Origin of the sequence: Ruminiclostridium josui JCM 17888 (assembly GCF_000526495.1) — a bacterium.
In the GTDB taxonomy this organism is placed as follows: Bacteria; Bacillota; Clostridia; order Acetivibrionales; family DSM-1351; genus Ruminiclostridium; species Ruminiclostridium josui.
The window spans coordinates 445592-466875 of record NZ_JAGE01000002.1 but is presented as its reverse complement, the minus strand read 5'-3'; the positions used below and the strand labels follow the sequence as shown (position 1 = coordinate 466875).

Below are 21284 nucleotides of genomic sequence, written 5' to 3'. Positions count from 1 at the left end.
ATAAGATTTAGCAATTATATTTCTCCGTAAGCAGCAAAAATACTAATATTTGCATTGGTGCGTCCACAACCGGAAGTTGCACAGCAATTACCACCGGCACAATCAACAATTACATTTTTCAGACCAACAGAACGAAACCAACTTGAAACGTCTATTCGTTTAAATCCCATCCATCGATCATGGTGTTCAGTTTTTAAAAAGTCAATATTATGTTCGTCCAAATCAGTTATAACGATTTTTCCACCTGGCTTAAGTATTCTGACCATTTCTTTTATAGCTAGTAGAGGTTCTTCAACGTGGTGTAAATACATATTAGCCATTGCATAATCCACAGAATGGGTTTCAATTGGGAGACATTCAGCTTCCCCTTGCCGGTATTCAATTTTTATATTTGCACCAAATTTATTTTTCATCTGCTTCAACATTTCTTCTGATCTGTCTACAGCAATAACTCTCAAACCCTTTTGTATAAGCCCCTCTGTTATAAAACCAGTACCGGCTCCAATGTCTGCTGCGATTTTTCCTTCTTTAACATTTGCAAGACTATATGCCTTTTGCCGAACAGTTTCTGAAAAAAAACCTTGCCGCATCGTATCCCATTTACCAGCTACCTCGCTAAAATATACTTTACTATCTATAAAATTCACTCACTTCTACTTCAAATCCAGTAATTTTTCAACTATTTCAGAGGAATCTCTCACTAATTTTGGACACAATGTTTTAAAAAGATTCTTTTCGCCAGCTACACTCATTTCTTCAGGAATACTGATATCGTAACCTAACAATTCTTTACATCTGACCGATCCATTCAATTTTACAAATTGTCTCTTGTATTCCTTAACAAGTGCATAGGTTTTTTCCTTTGAAGCATTATCATCAACTCTTACTTTTCCATGTTTCAAACCGATTAACATTATTGCACCTGTGACCGCACCACAAGTTTCACCAATATGCCCCATACCTCCACCAAAGCTACCTGCAATTCTCAAAGCTAATTCAGGGTCTAGCCCCAATTCACCGGAGTATGTAGAAAAAACAGCTTGCGCACAGTTAAACCCACTTAAAAAACATTGTTCGGAACATTCTACTTTATTCATAATCAAACCGCCTTTCTCTAAATTCAGTTGTTTTTATCAATGGCTTCCAATAAGAGCCCCAAACTTTCCAATACCTGTAATTTTTTATTTTTCGGAAGTGAGTTGTATATTTTACCAAAATATGAATTCATACTTTCCTCAATATCTGTAAACAGTTTTGCTCCACTGTCTGTGAGCGAAATGGTTATATACCTTCTGTCTTCCGGGTCAACATCTCTTTTTGCCAGTTTTGCCTTTACTAAGTTATTTACTGTTCTACTCATGGTACTGTTATCAAGATTTAATAAATCTGCCAACTCATTTAAAGAAATACTGCCTGAACGCCCAATTTCAACTAAAGCATGGCATTGACCTAAAGTGATACTACAGCATGAAGTTTGGTTTTCCTTTATAACACCTAACTTTCTTTCAAGTACTCTAATTAGTTCTCTTAATTTTTTCGAATCATCAGTAATATTCATTATTTGCTTGCCTCCTACTACCATTGTACTATACAATAGTTGTAATGTACAAGTATTATATAAGAAAATATTTATTTATTTTCAATATTTAAAATCCTCAAGTGGTGTCGCATATCATTTCTCCTTGATGAAACCTTGTTCTTTTTTATAGGCAAGTTCCGTAATTATGTATTTACCAACTCCAATGAATTTTAAAACAGTTAATTAATATTCAAATCTGTAAAATTTTTACTTTCATATTGACAATATCGTAAAATATAGATATAATTCATATCGTAAACTAACGATATGAATTTGAGAAAATACAATCTTAGAGGCCTTCTATTTTACATATATCTAAAATAATTAAACAGTTGTTATAACAACGTACTTTTTTGCATATTCACATCGTAAATATACGATATGGATATTAATTACTATGCCAATCAGAAAGGAGATGAAATAATCAGCATAACAGCATAAAAAATATATTGTAAAGTGAGGAAATTAATATGATAAACAGTAATGAAAAAAAGAAATCTCTGATACAAGTTCTTAGAAATATATTTCTCGATTCTGACCAAGAAAAAGAAAATCAAGTTTGTGGATGCAATACGCCTCCCAAGGCAACACAAAATTGCAGATGTTGTACTCCACCATCTCCCCCGACCTGCGGATGCGGTAGTGCCAACCAAGTCAGCAGCTGTTGCTCCTCATCTGTAAACGAAACCTTTAATAGTATCGCACAACGATTCGGTAAAAAAAAGGCGGACTCAAGCTGTGGATGCGGCAGTATCTATACTGTTGGACCTGAAGAAATTACAAAAATGTCACAAGAAGAGCTTACATACTACAGAGCATATGAACAGATTAATCCTAAAGTGTTTAAAAATCTAGATGACCTTTTTAGCTATAAAAAATTCGGAAAAGTACCTTCCCCAACATTTATCTCAATTGATCCTACTAATATATGCAATTTAGAATGTCCATTGTGTTTTTACGGGCAGAAAAAGGCTAATTATAAAAAAGGTGTAATGTCATTCAGTACATTTAAAACAGTGGTTGACAAAATACCTACTTTGGAAAGCATAGCATTATTTAGTTTCGGTGAATCCTTTTTAAACCCTGAAATATTTGAAATGATAAAATACTCTAGCCAAAAGGGTATCATGACTTCAATCCATTCAAATTTTAGTTTTAATAAGAATAATGAATTTTTTACCAATATTGTACAATCCGGATTATGTAGCCTAGTCCTTTCTATCGATGGAGCATCTCAAGATTCTTACTCCGCCTATAGAAAAGGTGGTGACTTTGATCTTATTATTTCAAATATACGTATGTTAAATAGTATTAAAAAGCAATTAAAGAGTGAAACACCGATTATTGTTTGGAAGCTGATGGTAAATAAATATAATGAACATGAAGTAGAAAAAGCAAGGAAAATGGCCGAAGATTTAGGAATGCTTTTTATGACTGATGAGATAACACTTTGTGATCTCATCCCTGACGCTGATTTTGGTGAAACCCTTGAAAAAAGAAAAAATGATTGGCTTCCTAAAAACGATAAATATGTAAAAAGTATTTATCTAGGAGAATACACCTACCCAATAAATCAAAATAGCATTTGCAACCAACTTTTTGAAAACTTAATTGTAAATTGGGATGGCAAGGTATTTCCATGTTGTTGGTTGACAAATGAGGACAATGCCTTTGGAGATTTGTCAAAGGAATCCTTTGAAGAGGTCTGGCATGGTGAGAAATACCAATATGCAAGAAGTATGTTTATCCCAAGAGATGGCGCACCTAAAAATATAAAAAACACAATCTGCTCTGCATGCAAGAATTTCAAGAAGAATGATACATTTTAATCTAATAACAACAGTAGGATAATTGTTGATTTGCAGTGATTATCCTACTGTTAGACCATATATCACATTTAAGTTATAATTTTATTTACATGTGCAGTCACATCCGTTATCTATCATAGAATTATCTTTACATATACAATCACATGTATCAGTTACAAGGCTCATAAGAAACAGAATAAGCTTATTACAGTTGGTAGTATCCAGTGAATAATAGTTCCATAATCCTTCTTTTCTGCTTTTTACCAGACCACAATCGGTTAAGACCTTCATATGATGAGATAATGTTGGCTGTGTAAAATCAAATTGCTCTAATATATTACAAGCACATTTCTCACCACATGACAAAATATCAATTATTTTAAGTCTGCCTGGATCAGAAAGGGCTTTAATTATTTTTGAATTTTCTTCATAATTCAGCATTATTTATCACTCCAATATAGATAATAATCTATACTATAGACCATTATTTGGTATATATCAATATATATTAATCAATTTTTATTAATCATGAAGAGATAACCTGCCACAAAAACAAGGGGTGCATTATAATCAATTGCATACTCGTTACAGGAGCAGGCTTCGAACAAATCAACATATCCTTTAGGTCCGAGACCTTTACTGTAAAAACCATCTTCAGCATTATTATTCGGACCTGCCACCAATAATCCAGGTATTAATATTCCTTTTGATTTTATAAGACGATGATGAGGATTTCGAACATAATCAGTACCTAGTTTAGTAATATAAACCTTGCTTAGAGGGTTAACTCCCAATACATAATCAAGCTGGGCTTTAATTTCATCTTCCAAGTCATTCCTGCCAAGAATTTTCTGTGCAAGGATCATGCTAACACCATAGGCCAAAGCAGCCTTGTTTGAACCCCAAGTATACTCCTCAAATTTCAAAGCACTCCTGTAACCATTTAAAGAAATCTGATTTTTTATACTTTTCGTCCACTGAAATATTGTATCTCTGATATAATTCTGGCGCTCAGTTGGAATTCCCATACAGGAAGTAAGTGCATATGCAGCTAAAAAAGAGACATTGTCCCAGTTAATATTAGGGGAAAAAACTTCAACCCAATACTTATCAATCAGAGTAATGTATTTGCTATTCCCTGTCAAACAGTAAAGCTCTGCATAACACCATAACAAATCATCTTCAACAGAAGAATTAAGATAAGCTCCTGTATTTCCCACAGTATGAACCAAAATCTGATCATTAGTTTTAATCAGAAATTCTCCTGCTGCTATTGCAGCCTTCTTTAGCGTGTCTGAATAATCCTGATCAACCTTTTCAAAGACTCTTGCAGCAATAGAAATAGCCGCTCCAAAGTTGGCAGTTACTGCCGTTCCCTTGCTATAACAATAGCAAATACTATCATCATCTTCAGGTGCTATATTTGGCGGAGGAAATTCATTGGTACTTATCTTAAAATAAACTCCACCGTCTTTGGGATCCTGCATTTTTAGCATCCAATCCAGCTCATATTTAATTTCTTCAAGGATATCGGGTAGATGTAAATTATCTTTTTCTTTTTGAATATCAAGAAAAACACTTCCGAATGTTTCAGGTGAAAGTTCATACATCAGAAGTATTTGGGCTACAGTTACAGCCGCGGTAGGAATATATTTTCCATAATCCCCTGCATCGTGCCATCCACCCGTTGCAGTTATTTTTCCGCCTTTAGGTTCACTCTCCATAATGGCATCGTTTATGTGACATGGTCCATGAGAAACACCGGTTATTGAGTCATTGATTTCCATGCCACATCTTTGAAGGTAATATGAACGCATAGCTGTATAAAACACTTTTCTGTACTTATCTGGCGTAATCTTAAATGGATATGACTCTTCATCACCGATTCTTATAACATACTCTCCGGGTTCTTCAACAAATGAAAACTCACCTAAATAATTTTTGTCTCCGCTGTCTTTATCTACAATTATATTCCCTAGCACTCCTTTGAATGCTTTATGGTCAGACAGACGAACAACATGAAAAACAACCCCGTTCATATTTTTATTGATATCAGTAAACATGAATACCTTCCTTTCAAAAGGAAGGTATCCCACTTGATTTACTTTAATTTTTTTAACCGGCAGTTGTATAATTTTCTCTCCAAATAAAACCGTCTTAATTTTCTTTAAGAGCAATATAAGCTTTTTTATCATATAACCACCCTGTTTTTATTTCTATTTAATTCCTACAAGTCCCGTTGCAATTAAGATGTCATACAGATATCCGCAGAAAATTCCCCCAAAGAATATTAGTCCAACATAAAGAGCAAGAGCACGTCTTTTCATGAATGTAGCAAGACCTGCAATAACCATTGCACTGGTACCCGGACCTGTGATCATAAAAGCAAGAACAGATCCACCGCTTGCTCCTCCCTTGAGAAACGATTGTACAATTGCAATAGAAGCTTCAGTATTAATATAGATAGGCACACCTATTGCAGATGCCAATGGAACGGCATAAAACTTTTTAGCTCCAAACAAACTTACTATTAAATCGGTAGGAATAAATCTGTTTACAAGATAGCCTAAAGCTATAAATATGGTAAAGTAAAGTAATATTTGCTTTACACCTATATCTATTAAAGCCTTCCAAACTTGGTCCAGTTTTAGTTTACCTATAAGCCCCTTGTCAACCACCGGTGATTGTATATTACCACAACATGTCTGTACTGTTGCAGTGGCCGTACCGCATCCACATGCCTGAACTTCCGGAACAGTATCTGATTCACATGAACAGCTTTGTACCGGAGACGGTTCAGGTGTACCGCATGAACATGAATTCACATTCTCAGGTTCATTTGTCGTACCGCATCCACATGCTGATGCAGGTTTTGATTTACCGTCAAAGCGGCTTTGATTCTTTAAAAATTTAGTTTTGCGTTCGATAGCACTTGTTATAAAGCCTGATCCCAAACCAATAACAATAGATGCAATTGTCAATGCTACCGCAAATTGGAAGCCGATTATTCCAGCATTCATAACGAAACCATCAGGACTCATTAACGGTGAAGAAGTCAGGAACGCCATAATAGGGCTCCATGGTAAAGCAGTAGTCACCATCCCCAACAGAACTGCCATTGTTCCACATGCACAAAGAGGTGTGAGTGCTCCGAAAAGTACAGCTGCAAAAACTGAAATTTTCGTTTTTTTAAGAAGAAAATTGCTTAGCTTATCATTATTGACATATACCGTCATTATTGCAGCTGTGAGCGCGGCTATGAGAAGTGGCAACCAATTGTGTGAATAACTTGTAAGAACTTCAATAACCATGTTAGAAACTAAATCCCCTATCATGGGAAAATATTTTTCCATATCTTTTACCTCCATCATAAATCTATATCGTTTTTTTACGATGTAGACAAGTAAAATTTTTTATTATTTTAGGTCACTATTCAACTCTGCTAAAAACTCTTTAATTACTTCAGTATTAAGGAAATAACATGTCCAAAGATCCCTTTTTTCCCTATAAAGTAATCCAGCCTTCTCTAGTACTACTAAATGCTGAGAGACTGTTGACTGTGCAAGTCCGGTAAGTTTAACTACATCTCCAACACTAATACCATTTTCAAAATATTCAATCTTATCACAGCATGTAGAAATCGACTTGTTCTTTAAAGATTTAATTATCTGAAAACGGGTTTTATTACCTAAAGCATTGCAGATAGCAATAACATCCATTAATTAATATATTCACCTCGCTTACATCGTATTTACACGATGTATTATATCGTATAAATACGATACTGTCAATGATTTCATTGGATAATATTACTTATTTGTAATTACTTCCTATTATTGCCTTATTTCACTTGACTTAAAAATATATTTTACATATAATTATCGTATATTTACGATATGCGATAAGGAGGTAGTGATTACATGCCAGATACTAAAAAAGATGCACAAAAGCGTAAAACGCTGAGCGAAATACTTTTTGGTAAAAAAACTGAAACACAGTGTGGATGCGGTAGTACAACTGTTGCTAACAGCTGTTGCTCTTCATGTGAAGTTGATGTATCTTCTGCAATTGAAGACACACTTGTTTCACAGGATTGTGGTTGTGGCAGTAATGAGCAGGCAGAAAGTTGCGGCTGTTCCCCAAAAGTTGATAATGACTGCACCTGCAAGTAATCATACAAAAGAGGATTACTGCCAATTTTGAATGATTCGAAATTGGCAGTAATTTTTGAATGTTTATAGCTATATTATTTCAACAAACATATCTGCTATAGTCATCCAGTCATGCCTGTCGATAAAATCATTTACTACAGAACTGTCAATACTCAAGGAATCTTTATTGTTATATATTTCTTGAAAGACATCAATAATGGATTCCTTTATAGGAACATCAATATGATATGTATTTCTCAAATTTCCATCATCCTTTGATGGCTTTCCAACTAAAACAGGAACAAGTTTTGTCTTGACCCTGAAGCTTTCCTTATCCGAAAAATAACCGTCATAATTGCCATTATCCAATATCATTGGTTTTTTACCAAAAGCTATTGACTCTAATACCCAACTGTTTATTTTCATCAGGGAGTTAAGATTAATAAAGCAATCACACTGGAAAATCTCTTTTGAATACTCTTCTTCAGATAATTCCGCTTGCAGGAACTTAATATTCTTTTCGTGCTGATATTTATTATATAAATCAGCATAAATTCGGTCAAAGGACTCTTGATAAAAGAATTTATTATATGAACTATATACAAGATTTTTTCCTGTATGAACAATCTTTAAATCTACATCGTCCTTATTCTTAAACAACTCAGTAAATGCTTCTAAAATAATTTCAAGATTTGAATATTTGTCGGTATATTGATCTGACCAAAGAAATGTAAATTTATCTTTCTTGGCCTTATCCATTCCCTTTATTTCAATTATTTTTTGCTTATCAATGCCCACAGGTATGTAACCTATTAATTTATTCTCATTATAAAAATCCACATCCCTTTCTCTTCTTGGGCAAACTGCATCAACATAAGAGGTAATATCAGAACCGAACTCTTTTTCATGACCGTGATAATTTATTTCATCCCATAATATCCTTGCCCCCATATTTTTGGAAGCAACCTTTAAAAGAATTTTATCAACAATTGATATCGTTTGACTGGAATTTATGCTCATTTCATGCCTTAAGAGCTTATTAATTATATCAATTTTTTCTTTATTTCTGGTATGCATAACACCACGGTTTGGATTTATTTCATGGGTTGGGTCAAAATATACATTATAACCGGTTTTAATTCCTTTCTTATGCAGAGCAATTGCAAGGTTTATATAGTGTCTGTAAATGGAGTAGTTCTCAAATGCTGATACATAAAAAATAATTTCTTTTGGGAAGTCAAAGGGTTCTACCTCGGTAGAATTCAAAACGGAAAGAATATTTGAATTGTCATCTACCAAAATTACTTTTTTGGCTATTCTGCTTATTTCATGATACAGGATGTGAAAAAGTCCGTAATTAATCTCTTTGTATTTTATTGATAGCAGTGCCAATTCAAAATGGTTGTCTTTATAATCAGTTTTTATTCCTAACCAATTAAGTACTTTTTCCGACTTTATCAAAGGTTCAGGATTAAATACATTAATAATTTTATGGCAATTAATTAATTCACTTATCTCGATTCCACACAGCAAAACGTTTTCAGGCAGATGGCTTATAACTGTATCAACATTTTGGATTTTTGACACAATATGGCTTCTCTTCTTTATTAACTTTTGCATTCCAATAATTTCAATAGCCTGGGTTTCATACTCTTTGGTAAATAGCTCAACAGTCCAATGCTTGTGCATACGAAGAAAAATATCATAATTTTTCATCATTGATTCAAATCTTTTGAAGCCATCTTCAGTGTGAAAAATATGAATACCGTTTGCTGCTTCGTTCATTTCAATAATACACCCATTTTGAAAAAGTCTAAACCCAAGTTCCACATCCTCTGCACCCCAATTTTCAGAAAATACTTCATCAAATCCGCCTATAGCTTCAAACTCATTTTTAGGTATACATACACAATTAGTATAAAGATATTGCCATCCGCCCACTATTTTGTTACCCGTGCTCTTCTCATAATCCACATTTAAATGGCGGCTGTCTGAATTATAAGGAAGTTTTAATAAGGATTCACAATTATTTTCTACAGCTTCTTCTGTCAAGAGACTGATGTCAACTTCTCTAAGAAGTCTTCGAAATCCCACTGAAACCAACCTTGGGTTATCTTTTGTTGCTTTATAAAAAGCGGATATTAAATTGCTCTCCGGTATTATATCACCATCAAGAAAAATTATTTTTTTGCCATTACTTTCTTTAGCACCTTTGTTTCTATTCCGACCACGGTTCCCGGTGTGCTCAAGATATATATACTTTATGTTCAAATAATTTGCATATTTCTCTAGCAAATCATTAATGGAATTTTCTGAACCATCATCTACTATAACCACTTCAAATTTGCCTTTATCATAGTCCTGACAGGATAGTCCTTTTAACACAAGATTAAGCTCAAATCTCTTGTTGTAAAATGGTATTACGACAGAAAAATCAAATTTCATACAAATATGGTCCCTCCTTATTAAAAGTAGGAGGGGATAAAATTCCAATCCCCTCCTCTGTTCTATTTCTAAAAATATTACGTTTAAAATTCATTAATATAAATCAACTGGCTTTACGAGCAAATTCTCTATTGCCACTATATTCGGATTCATCCTTTGCTGGTGAAATTTGAGCAATAAATTTATATATACAGCCACCTAAAATTGCTCCAGCGATTGGCGCTAAAATATACACTAGCAAAAATCCTCCATTTGGGCCCGGAATGGCAATATCTTTCCATCCTGCAAAGTATGAAACTAACCTTGGACCAAAATCTCTGGCAGGATTAAGCCCGGCTTGGGAAAAAGGAGCGAACATGATTATGGATATAGAAAGTACAAGACCTATGCAATATGTAAAAGCTCTGAATCCTTTTTTGGAACTGTCAAACTTCTTCTCATCTGTTAATGCAAATACTCCCAGTGCAAGAAACATAGTACCCATAAACTCTGCCACCGTACCAATAATCAATGGTACCTGTGCAAATACTTCTTTTGTGGTTCCATAAATAGCAGGATTCGGGAAGTACTCTCCAAACATCATAGCCGATAATTCACTTCCAGGCTGCCCTCTTACAATATTATTTGAAGCTTCAAAACTGATAAGGGTTTTACTAAATAGTCCGTACAATACTAGCCCGGCAATAACAGCGCCTACTAATTGAGCTAAAATATATGGCAATATCTTTTTTGCGGGAAACTTTTTAGGTCTGAAAATAGCCATAGCAATTGTTATTGCAGGATTAAGATGCGCACCACTTATGGAGCCCACCATGTAAATGGCCAGATTAACTGCTATTCCCCAAACAATTGCCACCTGAAACAAACCAAGATGTGCACCGCTTATTACATCAACTGCAACGGAGCCACAGCCGAAAAAAACAAGAATAAACGTGCCAATTATTTCTGCTATAAATTCTTTACGCATATTTATATCAACTCCTCGCTTCTGCCAAATCAATTAGGCAGTGTAAATGAATTAAATTTCGTATTTTTAGAGATATTTTCTCATGGCAAGTCTTAGCAGACCATTTTGATTAAAGGTCGGAAAGCCGTCATCCACAGTACTTAATTCGCCATTAAAGGCATATATTGTCATAGGACAGCTGCCGGCAGTCGGTGAGCCATATGAGGATACAAGACCAGCATTAGCCAGTTGCTTCAATTCTGATACTAAAGGATTTGGACAACAAGAATCTTTATCTGCAGGATCACTTCCCTGTAAAATAAAATAATCATTATTGTTATCAATCATATTTTTAAAGCGTAATTTTAATGAATCGGATATTGACTTGATTTTCTCTATCTGAGGGTAATAATTAATACTTTCGCCCATACTGTTTCCCAGTAAAAAAATCGCCCCATACTTTTTATATAAATCCAAATAGTTTTTAGCAAGTGGAGCTGTAAACTCTAATAATAAATAGTTATTCTCCCCTATAATTTCTGCAGATTTTTTTGATACAGAAACTGGAATTCCCCTTCTTACAATAGTTCCATTTGGAAGAAAAATACAACGAAAAGGACCTGTATAAAGCAAACTTACTTCTGCTGTCTCGGGGCTATATTTTATGTTTTCGGCTACTAAACCTGCATCCCTTTCAAAAGTATCACAATCAAACAACACGGGATCGGTAGTTAATCTAGCATAAAGTTCAGGATCGGGTTCTGAAACTTCGAGTTCCTTTTGATAAACCGGCAACATATATACACTGCTGGTCTTTTCACAAATCCGCATATTCTTGAATATAAAATGATTATCATCATCCAGAACAGCCAAGCAATTGCCCTTGTAGTGTACTGTTCTTCCGCTGTCAAAACATTTTTCATCAGGAGCCTTCCAGCCTTCTAAAAAATATTCTCCCTTTTTTGTTACAGATAAATTAATTCCACGAAGATTATTTGATTCAAATTCATTAATTACTTCATAAATACAATCAAGTTGAAAAGTTACTCCCCATTGCTCAAATTTACCTTGCTGAACTTTGCTAATATTAAATTCCTTTTCATTAATAAAAATTGACATTTTTATCACTCCTTTAATTGTCGACTAATTGCCTTTATTAAAGCATCTGTCATAGAATAAACATCATCTTCTTCGGTGTAATACCCCATAGATATTCTCAATGAACCAAATGCTTCCTTCATACTTCTGCCCATAGCCATTATAATGCGCGGCGGAATTTCCATACTGGAATGACAGGCCGATCCCGATGATATTGCATATCCGTGCATAGCCATCTCCGTGACCGTAATACTACCCTTTATACCAGGGACTGATAGTGATAAAAGTCCTGGTAATCCATTATCGCTTGAATTGAATATTATTTGGGGAAAATGCTCCGTAAGCTTACCTTTTACATAATTGCAATATAATTTTAATCGTTCTTCCATTTGTTCAAATTTATTAATAGATATTTCAAGAGCAGAAGCAGCCGCAGCAAAAGCTGCGATATTTTCCGTTCCAGCACGTATATTTTTCTCTTGTGGTCCGCCAAAAATGAAGCTGTTTAATAGCTCAGGTGAACTTGTAATAATCCCTCCGCTTCCTCTTGGAGAGCCAAATTTATGGGAAGAAAAAGTATAAAATATTCCCTTAAAATCATCTATTCCTATAGGAATATGTCCTACAGTCTGAACTCCATCAATATGTATCAAAACATTTTTATTTCTACAGATTTCAATTATTTTTCTTAATTCCCTCTGAACAACTCCTGTTTCGTTGTTTCCGTGAAGTATACATAGAAGAGAATATTCCTGAGAAAGAGTGTTCTCCAAATCCTTTAAATTAATCTGACCATGACTGTCAATATTCAGAATATCCACTCTATCGGGATACTTTTTTTTGATAAAATAACATGATTCGTGGGAATCCTGTGCAACTAAGATTTTCTTATCAGGATATTTCAGAATCATGGAATTCAAAATCAGATTATTAGCCTCTGAGCCTCCTGAAGTAACAACAATAGTTGCATCTGAAATACCAAGTACATTTAAAAACTTTTCTTTGCTTTTGTTTAAGATTTCCCTTGCTTTCATCCCTGGGCTATGGTTGGATGAAGGATTTCCAAAAGTAAACATAGATATGTTTTTAAAAACTTCAATGCTCTCCTCAAATGCAGGAGCACTGGCCGCATAGTCAAAATACCCTTTTGCTTCTTTCAAAATATTCACACCTCTGCTTTCCTCTTTTTCAAGTACACATTCTTCCGGATACAATATAATTTCATTTTGAAATCATTTCAGCATATTTTCTCATGGAATCAAGTATAACTTTCTCACTCCAGAAGCATGCTTTGTGTCCTGAAGCCGCTGATAATCTGCAGCCTCCCAGACAAACCGGGAGCAATTTACACTTTAAGCATTCTTTTCGATTATTTTCTAAATCTTCAAAGACAGGTCTTATCCAAGGTTGAGCATTTTCGTTTAATGAAATACGTCCATCCAAGGTAATTTCTCCTACACTCTTTTCTTTTTCAACCATCATGGTATCACACATAAACACAGCCCCGTCAGCACCGATAATATAAGTATTTCCGCTGCTTCCGGTACACCAAGTGTGTATTGGTGATGGTAAAGGCTTAAATATATTGACCATAGAATCCATTGATTTTTCAGGTAATTGACTGAAAACCTTGTTTGCGAGAACTAACTGTGAATTTACACCTTCATCAGGATCTAATATATCATCAGCAACCTTTTCCACATCATTTCTGGAGGTTTTAAAGTGATATACCGGTCTGAAAAAGATATTAAATCTTTTATCTGTCTCAAAATCTTTAACAAAATCCTCTATAAATTCATTCATTGATTCAATGCTGCTCTTTAAAAAGTTCGCTCTAATGTAAAATTTAAAACTTTTCTCTTTACCGGTAAATCTTTTGATATTTTTTAAGTTTGTATAAATAGTATCAAATGTAGACTCTCCACTATTTAATCTCCGCAAACGATCATGACTACTTTTACCTCCGTCAACCGTAACCTGAAAAGTTTCTATACCACATTCTAGGAGTTGTTGGAACAAGTCACTTGTAAGAAGATATCCATTTGTATATATGGAACTATTTAATTTAAAATTGTAATTTTCTTTTAACTGGTTCAACCTTCCCATAAACTCAATTATCTTTTGGGAAGCTAATAGAGGTTCTCCTCCGTACCATGAAAGCTGTACTAAAGTTTGCTCTGTACTTTTTGATACCTTACTTTCAATATATTTAAGGATTGAATCATATACCCATTCGCTCATAAAAATATTTCTCTGCCTGTAAATAAAGCAATAGGGGCATGTAAAATTACATGCCTCAGCAGGTAATACAATTAACCGTACAAGGTTCTTTGCTTTTCTAAAGCTCTGAGTAATTGACTTGATATCATCCAACTCATTTCTATTTCTTTCTACTATGAAGCCTTGACTTAACAAGTTGCCTATTAATAATCTGTCTTTGCATACATTTTTACCTGATAAAGCAGAGCTCATAGTGTCTCTTTCTATGTTGTCTAAAAGAGAAACAGCACCGGTTTTGGTGTTATATAGCATATACTTTTCATTATCCAGCTTTAGCTCAAAATTATAATAGCTTTGTTTATATAGTGGTATTTGCCCGCTAATATTTTCAGTCACAAAAAACATCCTTCTTTTATAATTGTCTACTTGAACCGCAGCAGGTACAAGCTACTACGCCGCCCTCTTTACAATTGCATCCTTCTCCAATAATTGAAGTTGTCAGCTCAGTAATATCAAGCAGCTCATCATTTATTATGGTTGTTTCCAGAAATTTTGCTTCTCTCAAATTTTCCATACTTTTCACCTCCCTTTACCTAAAATCATTTATTTACTTTTTAATACAAGCTTTCCTAACAGGTTTGGATTCATTTCCACAACCATTCCTGGTGACCATTCCCACCACCACTCAGCCACATATGGATAAGGATGTTCTCTTTCGTAAAGCACCACATTAAATCTTAAAACCTTACCATCTTCCGGTTTCACTCCAAATTCCTTCCATGGAATAGCAACCTGATATGACATTCCTTCCTCAGTTTCACTTATAGATACAATCGCATCTTCTACATTTCCAAAGAAATCCTTTGATATATCCTTCATATAGAAACGAGTGAGAACAGGTTGTCCTATGTTTAAACCTATTCCATATTCCCATATATTCCCATCAGTATTCTCCATAAGACAGAACCGAACCAGATTTTCTTGATTAAACATTTTTTTATCAGAATTCAAACCAAGAATATCAGCTTTCAGATAAAAATATTGTTCATCCCACAAAGTATGTACCTTCCCAGTAAAAATCTGTTTTCCGCTTACAGCTCCCCTTAATTGCTCTTTTCTATTTAGATTTATAATCTTTGCATTTTCCCAAGCAGTTGAATCGGACAGCGGTGAAACATTTGTATGTTTACTTGATGCTGACAATAATACAGATTGGGGAGAACGCCTTCTAAATGCAGTTTCAAGCATTTTTGAAGCCTCTGGTCTGCTTCTTATTCCAGAAAGTAAAATCATTGCTTGCTCTATAACATGCCTTACCAAATCACATTTAACAAGATCTGGGGTTTCAAGTGAACCATTATTGAGCCATCCGGCATGTGCACATCCTCCTCCGCACAAATTAATTGCCCAGCATTTTTTACACTCTTCCTTTAGATTCACATGCATTTTGGTTAAAAGTGAATTTCTCTTTTCGTTCCAGGCAGTGTCATCGTCAAAGATGTTTCCTACCTTAAATTCTTCAAAACCTATAACGCTCTGACATGAGTAAATATCACCATCACTATTAACAACAATTGTGTCTCTTAAAGCAGGACACCTGTATTTAGAAACAATTCCTTTTAACAATGTCTGGAAAAACCTGCCCAGCAACTCGTCTCCATCAATACAAGATATATAATCTACTAGTTGCGCATCATCCTGTTCCAAAAGGAACTTAATAAATTTCGTATATTCCTCTTTTACAATATTCACATTGTCCTTTGTTATTGCATAAGGATTATCATAGCTTGCTCTTATAGGTTTGATACGAATACGTCTGAATCCCAGGTTATAAAGATGGAGAAAAATCTCAGTTACATTTGGATTTTGACCGTTTAGTACTGCAGATGCTACAGTAGGCCATTTGTTTACGCAGTCCTTTACATTCTCCTCAATAATTGTGTAAGTTCCTTTTCCGTTGGGAAAATGCCTTACTTTATCATGGATATGTGCGGGACCATCAATGCTTATATTTATTTCACCCATATCTGACAGTTCCCACATTTCACGGGCTTTTTCAGGGGTTAAGAGAGTAGCATTTGTGGCATTAAACCTGCTTGAGAGCCTTTTACCGTTTTTGTTTCCCCAGTCCTCAAGGTATTGCTTCATTTCTGTTAAAAGGGGAATATTCAAAAGTACTTCGCCAAACAGCGAAAAGTTAAACATAAATCTTTTGTTTTTTGACGGAGCAACAAACCGTTCTATCAATCTGTCCAAAATCTTGAACACCTGTTCTCTAGAGACAGGCTTGTAATAATCCTTGCTATAGCAATATTCACAGTCCAGATTACAAGCATGAGGTATTGTAAGGTTTATTGAACATACATTAAGTTCATTCTCCGGTATTTCACGGGTAAAATTTTCGTGGCTGTAATAATCGATATATTTGAGAGTATTGTACTCTTTAACTGCCGCCTCCATTTTGCCTTCACGCGCTGCTTCTCCCTGCAACACTTTAAGAGCATACTCGTCCATTTCCATACATCTGGATGTATTTACATCCAAAGCGATATATTCATCTCCGTTTTGAAATACATGCCATCTTGTTCCTGACAAAGAGAATTCATTACTATAATTATCTTCTTTTTGGGAAGAACAGCTGCAACCGCAACTGCAGGAAGAAGATTTAAAGCTTAACTGGTTTTCTATGTATTCCTCCAGAAATTCCATTGGTACAACTCTTCCTGAAGACACTACACAATCATCCATCAATAGAATTGGAGTAGTATAGTTCAAAAACCCTTCTTTGTTTGCTTCATATGATATTTTTTTCAAATTTATATCAGGATACTTATTCTTTAGGACAACCAATTGCTCATACATGGTAGTACATTTTTCACACTCACTGTTTGGAGAAACTAATGTTAGTTCCATTTTTCTACCTCCCGTTATATAAAATATTATTTAACTTACTCTATTAAGCTAATAATTCCGATTCGTGCCATTTTATCAATTATTGCTCTTACAGACATTTCCGTTGCGTCAGAATTTTCAGACACCACCATTTGAATAATTTTCTCTACCGTGTAGCTGCCATTACAATATTTATGTATACCAAAAGAATCAATTCTGTCCAGGTCAAACTTCATATCAAAAGCACTTAAAATCTTAAAATGTTGGAAATTTAGCAATCTTTCATTCTGAATGGGGACACACAACATATTACCCTTGGTATTTTTATCTTCAGTTACCACAAACTCGGGATTCCATACTGGATATAAATCCTTTTCTTTAATTTTCGAAGAACTACTCATTTTTTTTACCCCCTTAATGTTTTAATTCCGCATATACTCACTGCTATAGCATTTCAATCTATTATGATTTCTAAATACCAATTCCGTGGTATTCGTATCCAATATTCAATAACTTAGTTTTATCCAGCAAATTTTTAAGATCAAAAATTATACTTCTTTTCAATTGCTTCTTTGCCGCTATAAAATCAATTTCGCTGAACTGTTTCCATTCTGTTGCAATAACTATTGCATCCGCATCAGCTATTGCATCATATTCATCATTTGCAAAATATAAATTTTCTTGTTTTATAAGACATTTTTTCGCTGAATTAATTGCAACAGGATCAAAAACTTTTACAAATGCGCCTTTATTAATTAATTTATTAATAATGACTAATGCAACCGACTCCCGCAAATCATCGGTATCCGCTTTAAAGGAAAGCCCCAGCAAAGCTATAGTTTTTCCACATACACCGTCTAAAACCATTTCAATTTTTTTTGCAATACGATTTTTTTGAAGATTGTTGGATTTGATTACAGTTTTAATAATAGACATGTCTACTCCATATTCATTACCTATATGTACTAATGCTTTTGTGTCTTTAGGAAGACAGTTTCCGCCATATCCGGGGCCGGCATTTAAATATTTACCTCCAATGCGGCTATCTAGCCCCATCCCTTTTGCAACATCCTTAACATTTACTCCGATAGCCTCGCTTAGATTTGCAATTTCGTTAATAAAAGCAACCTTCACAGCTAGGAATGAATTACAAGCATATTTAATTATTTCTGATGTTTCTATATTAGTAAAAACAAACGAACAATTATTTTTATTGTATAGTTCTTTGAAAATCTTTTTTATATTATCGTTTTCATCAATATTATCTGCACCTACTATAACTCTTTCCGGATTCATAAAATCATGTACACTACTTCCTTCTCTCAGAAATTCCGGATTTGAAACTACATCAAAATTATAGTTTTCACCTCTTTTACTTAGTACTTCTCTAAGTATTTCTTTGATTTTATTACCTGTACCTACAGGAACCGTACTTTTTGTGACGATAATCTTATAGTCGTTAATGTACTCCCCTATGGAATTAGCGACTGATAGAACCTGACTTATATCAGCATTACCTTCTTTATTTGACGGGGTATCTACTGCTATAAAAATTATCGTTGAGTTTTCCACAGCATATTTACAATCTGTCGTAAATTCAAGTCTGCCATTAATATAATTTCGCTTAACTATTTCACTTAAGCCCGGTTCATAAAAAGGTACTTGTCCATCTTTAAGCATATTAATTTTTTCTTCATTAATATCCATGCTGACAACATTAAACCCTGATTCCGCAAAACATCCGGATGTTACCAATCCTACATAGCCTATACCTATAACAGCTATTTTCATATATATTCACCTCTCTATTCAGCATAAATAGATTCGAAATACTTAGCTGTCTTATAAATTCCTGTCCTAATGTCAACACATGGCTTCCATGCCAATTCCTTGGCAGCTTTTGATATATCGGGCTTTCTTCTTGTGGGGTCATCTGATGGCATATCTTTATATTCAATTACCGGCTCTTTATTCATAACTTGCGATACAATTTTCGCTAATTCGGCAATGGTTATTTCATCAGTCCCTCCTAAATTTATGGGTCCGGAGCTGTCACTATTCATCATCCTTATAAGCCCTTCAACAAGATCATCAATATAGCAGAAGGAACGTGTTTGAACCCCCCCGCCAAATAATTCGATAGGCTGGTTTTTTAGTATACAATTTATAAATTCACATACCACTCTTCCATCATTTTTATTCATGTATGGACCGTAGGTATTGAATATCCTGACAATTTTTGTGTCCACTTTATGATGTCTGCGATAGTCTGAGCATAAAGTCTCACTACATCTTTTGCCTTCATCATAACAAGCTCTGATCCCATTTATGTTAACATTACCTCTGTAAGTTTCAGTTTGGGGGTGCACCAACGGCTCCCCATAAATCTCACTTGTTGAAGTGTTTAGAATCTTTGAATTGTTAATTCTTGCACATTCCAAAGCATTCAAGGTTCCAATAACAATAGTTTTTATTGTATAGATGGGATCCTTTTGATAATGCATTGGCGAAGCAGGTGCCGCAAGGTGGTATATTTCATCCGCACTAATATTAAACGGAACTGTAACATCGTGTTCCACAAGCTCAAAATCCTGATTTTGAAGCAAGTCCTCTACATTTCTTTTGCTTCCCGTATAAAAGTTATCCAGGCAAATAACTTTGCAGTTTTCTTTTAATAACCGTCTGCAAAGATTACTGCCTATAAACCCTGCACCGCCTGTAACCAACACTGTTTTACTGATAGACATTTATATTTTCACTTTCCTTTCTTTGACTTTTTATATAAAGCAGAAATACAGTATTATTTGCTTGTTAACAAACTATATATGTTAAAATTAATCCGGAAAATTTCATCATTAGGAATGTAGCTTAATATGATGAGTCCATAAAAATTTAAATAACTATTGAAAAAGCAAGTAAAATACACAAGCTTATTAGATGGCTCCATAATAATAAGCTTCCGCTGTTTATTTGGCTTTCAAGCTGACCATCGAAAGTAACAATCTGTTTAAACCAGTAGTGAATACTATTTTTTCGAAGAGCTTTTATCATAAACCCCAGTTCATTTGTCAGCACAAGAGTTTGATTTACAAACTGCTGCAGAAAGTTGGTCTTTTTTATGTAAGTGAATTTGTTTATTAAAATCGAAGTAAGAGCTATATCAAAAATAAGCAATGCAGGAAACGAGATCAAGAATAACCACGACTTAGAAAATGAAAAAATCATAATTATAATGAGATAAAGAAAATAAATTAGTGTTCTTCTAGGCAGTACATTCATTAAAGTCCGGGTGCTTTTTCATTAGGTAATAATCGGATGAACCATAATACCATACACGCTTAAACATATCCTTTACAGGAATCCATGTTTTTTTACTGTGGTAAACTAAACCATGTGATGTACATGCAATTTTGTAGCCTAATTTGTTTATCCTTAGTCCAAAATCAACATCTTCACCCCCCGGCTTATTTGGAAAATCTTCATCAAAGCCCTGGGTTTTAATAAAAACGTCTTTTCGAACAGAGAAATTTGCAGTAGGTCCCCAAGAAACATTTTTGGCATGTTTGGCAAGATAAAAACTAGTAACAAATTGGGAATTGCCTGCTGCCTTCCAAAACCATGTATCTTCACCGGTAAATTCCAGAAGGCCCAAAACAGCACCAACACTTTTATCTTCATAAAGTTTTAAATGTTCATTTATCAGATTGGGTGTTGCAAGACAATCAGAATCCAAGTATAAAATAACCTCGTGCTCGGCATGTCTTCCTCCATAGTTGCGTTTTCCGGCAACCGAAGGAGAGAAATACATCATTTTACAATCGTATTTTTCACATAATTTTCTTATTTCTAATGAGTCTTTTTCATTACTGTCATCAACAACAATTACTTCACTTTTTCCGGAATAATTTTGTCGTGCAATAAATACGCTTTCCAGTAACTCACCAAGCAGATTAACTCTTCCTTTAGACGGAATAACAATGCTAATTCCCAAAGTGAACACCTTACCTTCCCGATACAAGTAAAAATGTCAAATTTGTTTGGAATTACAGTTAAAGACGAATATTATATTATGTGTATAATATATAAAATTGAAATTAAGTTAAAAGTAAATTTAATAAAACCGCGTATTACTATTATATGCAGTA

Annotated in this window: 21 protein-coding genes; 2 read left to right on the top strand and 19 right to left on the bottom strand. The window is 34.3% G+C overall.

The window, feature by feature from the left end; all coding sequences use genetic code 11:
• Positions 1–14: 14 nt before the first annotated feature.
• The 3 genes from K412_RS0118535 to K412_RS0118525 are packed head-to-tail and all read right to left on the bottom strand — an operon-like array spanning position 15 to position 1558.
• The gene (locus tag K412_RS0118535) at positions 15–647 is read right to left on the bottom strand and encodes a class I SAM-dependent methyltransferase (RefSeq protein WP_242835730.1); all 633 of its coding nucleotides are present in this window, start codon (positions 645–647) and stop codon (positions 15–17) included.
• 6 nt (positions 648–653) lie between these two features.
• Positions 654–1097: a C-GCAxxG-C-C family protein gene (locus K412_RS0118530; RefSeq protein WP_024834473.1), complete on the bottom strand. Its 444-nt coding sequence runs from the start codon at positions 1095–1097 to the stop codon at positions 654–656.
• Positions 1098–1120: 23 nt separating this feature from the next.
• A complete protein-coding gene (locus K412_RS0118525; protein ID WP_024834472.1) occupies positions 1121–1558 on the bottom strand; it encodes a MarR family winged helix-turn-helix transcriptional regulator in 438 nt (145 codons plus the stop codon).
• Positions 1559–2049: 491 nt separating this feature from the next.
• Between K412_RS0118525 and K412_RS0118520 the strand changes: the two genes are divergently transcribed.
• Complete coding sequence (locus K412_RS0118520; RefSeq protein WP_024834471.1) at positions 2050–3408, top strand: radical SAM/SPASM domain-containing protein; 1359 nt, start codon at positions 2050–2052, stop codon at positions 3406–3408.
• 81 nt (positions 3409–3489) lie between these two features.
• Here K412_RS0118520 and K412_RS0118515 read toward each other — a convergent pair whose 3' ends face one another.
• From K412_RS0118515 to K412_RS0118500, 4 genes are all read right to left on the bottom strand, one after another.
• Entirely contained in the window at positions 3490–3831 is a 342-nt protein-coding gene (locus K412_RS0118515; RefSeq protein WP_024834470.1) for an ArsR/SmtB family transcription factor, read from the bottom strand.
• A 68-nt stretch (positions 3832–3899) separates the two neighbouring features.
• Positions 3900–5582, bottom strand: coding sequence for a glycoside hydrolase family 9 protein (locus K412_RS0118510; protein WP_024834469.1), 1683 nt, complete (start codon positions 5580–5582; stop codon positions 3900–3902).
• 21 nt (positions 5583–5603) lie between these two features.
• Positions 5604–6740, bottom strand: coding sequence for a permease (locus tag K412_RS21530; protein WP_024834468.1), 1137 nt, complete (start codon positions 6738–6740; stop codon positions 5604–5606).
• A gap of 63 nt (positions 6741–6803) precedes the next feature.
• Positions 6804–7106, bottom strand: coding sequence for an ArsR/SmtB family transcription factor (locus K412_RS0118500; protein ID WP_024834467.1), 303 nt, complete (start codon positions 7104–7106; stop codon positions 6804–6806).
• Positions 7107–7307: 201 nt separating this feature from the next.
• Here K412_RS0118500 and K412_RS0118495 point away from each other — a divergent pair, with 201 nt between their 5' ends.
• Complete coding sequence (locus K412_RS0118495; RefSeq protein ID WP_024834466.1) at positions 7308–7559, top strand: hypothetical protein; 252 nt, start codon at positions 7308–7310, stop codon at positions 7557–7559.
• Between the two features lie 69 nt (positions 7560–7628).
• On the opposite strand, the gene K412_RS0118490 is transcribed toward K412_RS0118495, so the two are convergent.
• The 12 genes from K412_RS0118490 to K412_RS0118435 form a co-directional block, all read right to left on the bottom strand.
• Positions 7629–9983 carry a glycosyltransferase gene (locus K412_RS0118490; protein ID WP_024834465.1) on the bottom strand — a complete coding sequence of 785 codons (2355 nt, stop codon included), beginning with the start codon at positions 9981–9983 and terminating at the stop codon, positions 7629–7631.
• Between the two features lie 103 nt (positions 9984–10086).
• Positions 10087–10950 (bottom strand): MIP/aquaporin family protein, encoded by an 864-nt coding sequence (locus K412_RS0118485; protein ID WP_051461064.1) that lies wholly within the window; start codon positions 10948–10950, stop codon positions 10087–10089.
• A gap of 66 nt (positions 10951–11016) precedes the next feature.
• Positions 11017–12048: a hypothetical protein gene (locus K412_RS0118480; RefSeq protein WP_024834463.1), complete on the bottom strand. Its 1032-nt coding sequence runs from the start codon at positions 12046–12048 to the stop codon at positions 11017–11019.
• 5 nt (positions 12049–12053) lie between these two features.
• Entirely contained in the window at positions 12054–13187 is a 1134-nt protein-coding gene (locus K412_RS0118475; protein ID WP_157833855.1) for a cysteine desulfurase family protein, read from the bottom strand.
• Positions 13188–13248: 61 nt separating this feature from the next.
• The gene (locus K412_RS0118470) at positions 13249–14643 is read right to left on the bottom strand and encodes a radical SAM/SPASM domain-containing protein (RefSeq protein ID WP_024834461.1); all 1395 of its coding nucleotides are present in this window, start codon (positions 14641–14643) and stop codon (positions 13249–13251) included.
• 16 nt (positions 14644–14659) lie between these two features.
• Positions 14660–14821, bottom strand: a complete 162-nt coding sequence (locus tag K412_RS22425) for a hypothetical protein (protein WP_157833854.1) — start codon at positions 14819–14821, stop codon at positions 14660–14662.
• A 29-nt stretch (positions 14822–14850) separates the two neighbouring features.
• Positions 14851–17160 carry a radical SAM/SPASM domain-containing protein gene (locus K412_RS0118460; RefSeq protein ID WP_024834460.1) on the bottom strand — a complete coding sequence of 770 codons (2310 nt, stop codon included), beginning with the start codon at positions 17158–17160 and terminating at the stop codon, positions 14851–14853.
• 35 nt (positions 17161–17195) lie between these two features.
• Positions 17196–17540, bottom strand: coding sequence for a hypothetical protein (locus tag K412_RS0118455; RefSeq protein ID WP_024834459.1), 345 nt, complete (start codon positions 17538–17540; stop codon positions 17196–17198).
• A gap of 70 nt (positions 17541–17610) precedes the next feature.
• On the bottom strand, positions 17611–18930 hold the full coding sequence (locus tag K412_RS0118450) for a UDP-glucose dehydrogenase family protein (RefSeq protein ID WP_024834458.1): 1320 nt from the start codon (positions 18928–18930) through the stop codon (positions 17611–17613).
• 14 nt (positions 18931–18944) lie between these two features.
• Positions 18945–19886 (bottom strand): UDP-glucuronic acid decarboxylase family protein, encoded by a 942-nt coding sequence (locus K412_RS0118445; RefSeq protein WP_034848335.1) that lies wholly within the window; start codon positions 19884–19886, stop codon positions 18945–18947.
• 145 nt (positions 19887–20031) lie between these two features.
• Positions 20032–20331 carry a hypothetical protein gene (locus tag K412_RS0118440; protein WP_024834456.1) on the bottom strand — a complete coding sequence of 100 codons (300 nt, stop codon included), beginning with the start codon at positions 20329–20331 and terminating at the stop codon, positions 20032–20034.
• 70 nt (positions 20332–20401) lie between these two features.
• Positions 20402–21130 (bottom strand): glycosyltransferase family 2 protein, encoded by a 729-nt coding sequence (locus K412_RS0118435; RefSeq protein WP_157833853.1) that lies wholly within the window; start codon positions 21128–21130, stop codon positions 20402–20404.
• Between the last annotated feature and the right edge of the window lie 154 nt (positions 21131–21284).

Coding starts and splice junctions, on each gene's coding strand:
- K412_RS0118460 (WP_024834460.1), bottom strand. CDS start 17,160: ATGGAACTAACATTAGTTTCTCCAAACAGTGAGTGTGAAAAATGTACT.
- K412_RS0118495 (WP_024834466.1), top strand. CDS start 7,308: ATGCCAGATACTAAAAAAGATGCACAAAAGCGTAAAACGCTGAGCGAA.
- K412_RS0118520 (WP_024834471.1), top strand. CDS start 2,050: ATGATAAACAGTAATGAAAAAAAGAAATCTCTGATACAAGTTCTTAGA.
- K412_RS0118500 (WP_024834467.1), bottom strand. CDS start 7,106: ATGGATGTTATTGCTATCTGCAATGCTTTAGGTAATAAAACCCGTTTT.
- K412_RS0118485 (WP_051461064.1), bottom strand. CDS start 10,950: ATGCGTAAAGAATTTATAGCAGAAATAATTGGCACGTTTATTCTTGTT.
- K412_RS0118455 (WP_024834459.1), bottom strand. CDS start 17,540: ATGAGTAGTTCTTCGAAAATTAAAGAAAAGGATTTATATCCAGTATGG.
- K412_RS0118510 (WP_024834469.1), bottom strand. CDS start 5,582: ATGATAAAAAAGCTTATATTGCTCTTAAAGAAAATTAAGACGGTTTTA.
- K412_RS0118490 (WP_024834465.1), bottom strand. CDS start 9,983: ATGAAATTTGATTTTTCTGTCGTAATACCATTTTACAACAAGAGATTT.
- K412_RS0118525 (WP_024834472.1), bottom strand. CDS start 1,558: ATGAATATTACTGATGATTCGAAAAAATTAAGAGAACTAATTAGAGTA.
- K412_RS0118450 (WP_024834458.1), bottom strand. CDS start 18,930: ATGAAAATAGCTGTTATAGGTATAGGCTATGTAGGATTGGTAACATCC.
- K412_RS0118445 (WP_034848335.1), bottom strand. CDS start 19,886: ATGTCTATCAGTAAAACAGTGTTGGTTACAGGCGGTGCAGGGTTTATA.
- K412_RS0118480 (WP_024834463.1), bottom strand. CDS start 12,048: ATGTCAATTTTTATTAATGAAAAGGAATTTAATATTAGCAAAGTTCAG.
- K412_RS21530 (WP_024834468.1), bottom strand. CDS start 6,740: ATGGAAAAATATTTTCCCATGATAGGGGATTTAGTTTCTAACATGGTT.
- K412_RS0118530 (WP_024834473.1), bottom strand. CDS start 1,097: ATGAATAAAGTAGAATGTTCCGAACAATGTTTTTTAAGTGGGTTTAAC.
- K412_RS22425 (WP_157833854.1), bottom strand. CDS start 14,821: ATGGAAAATTTGAGAGAAGCAAAATTTCTGGAAACAACCATAATAAAT.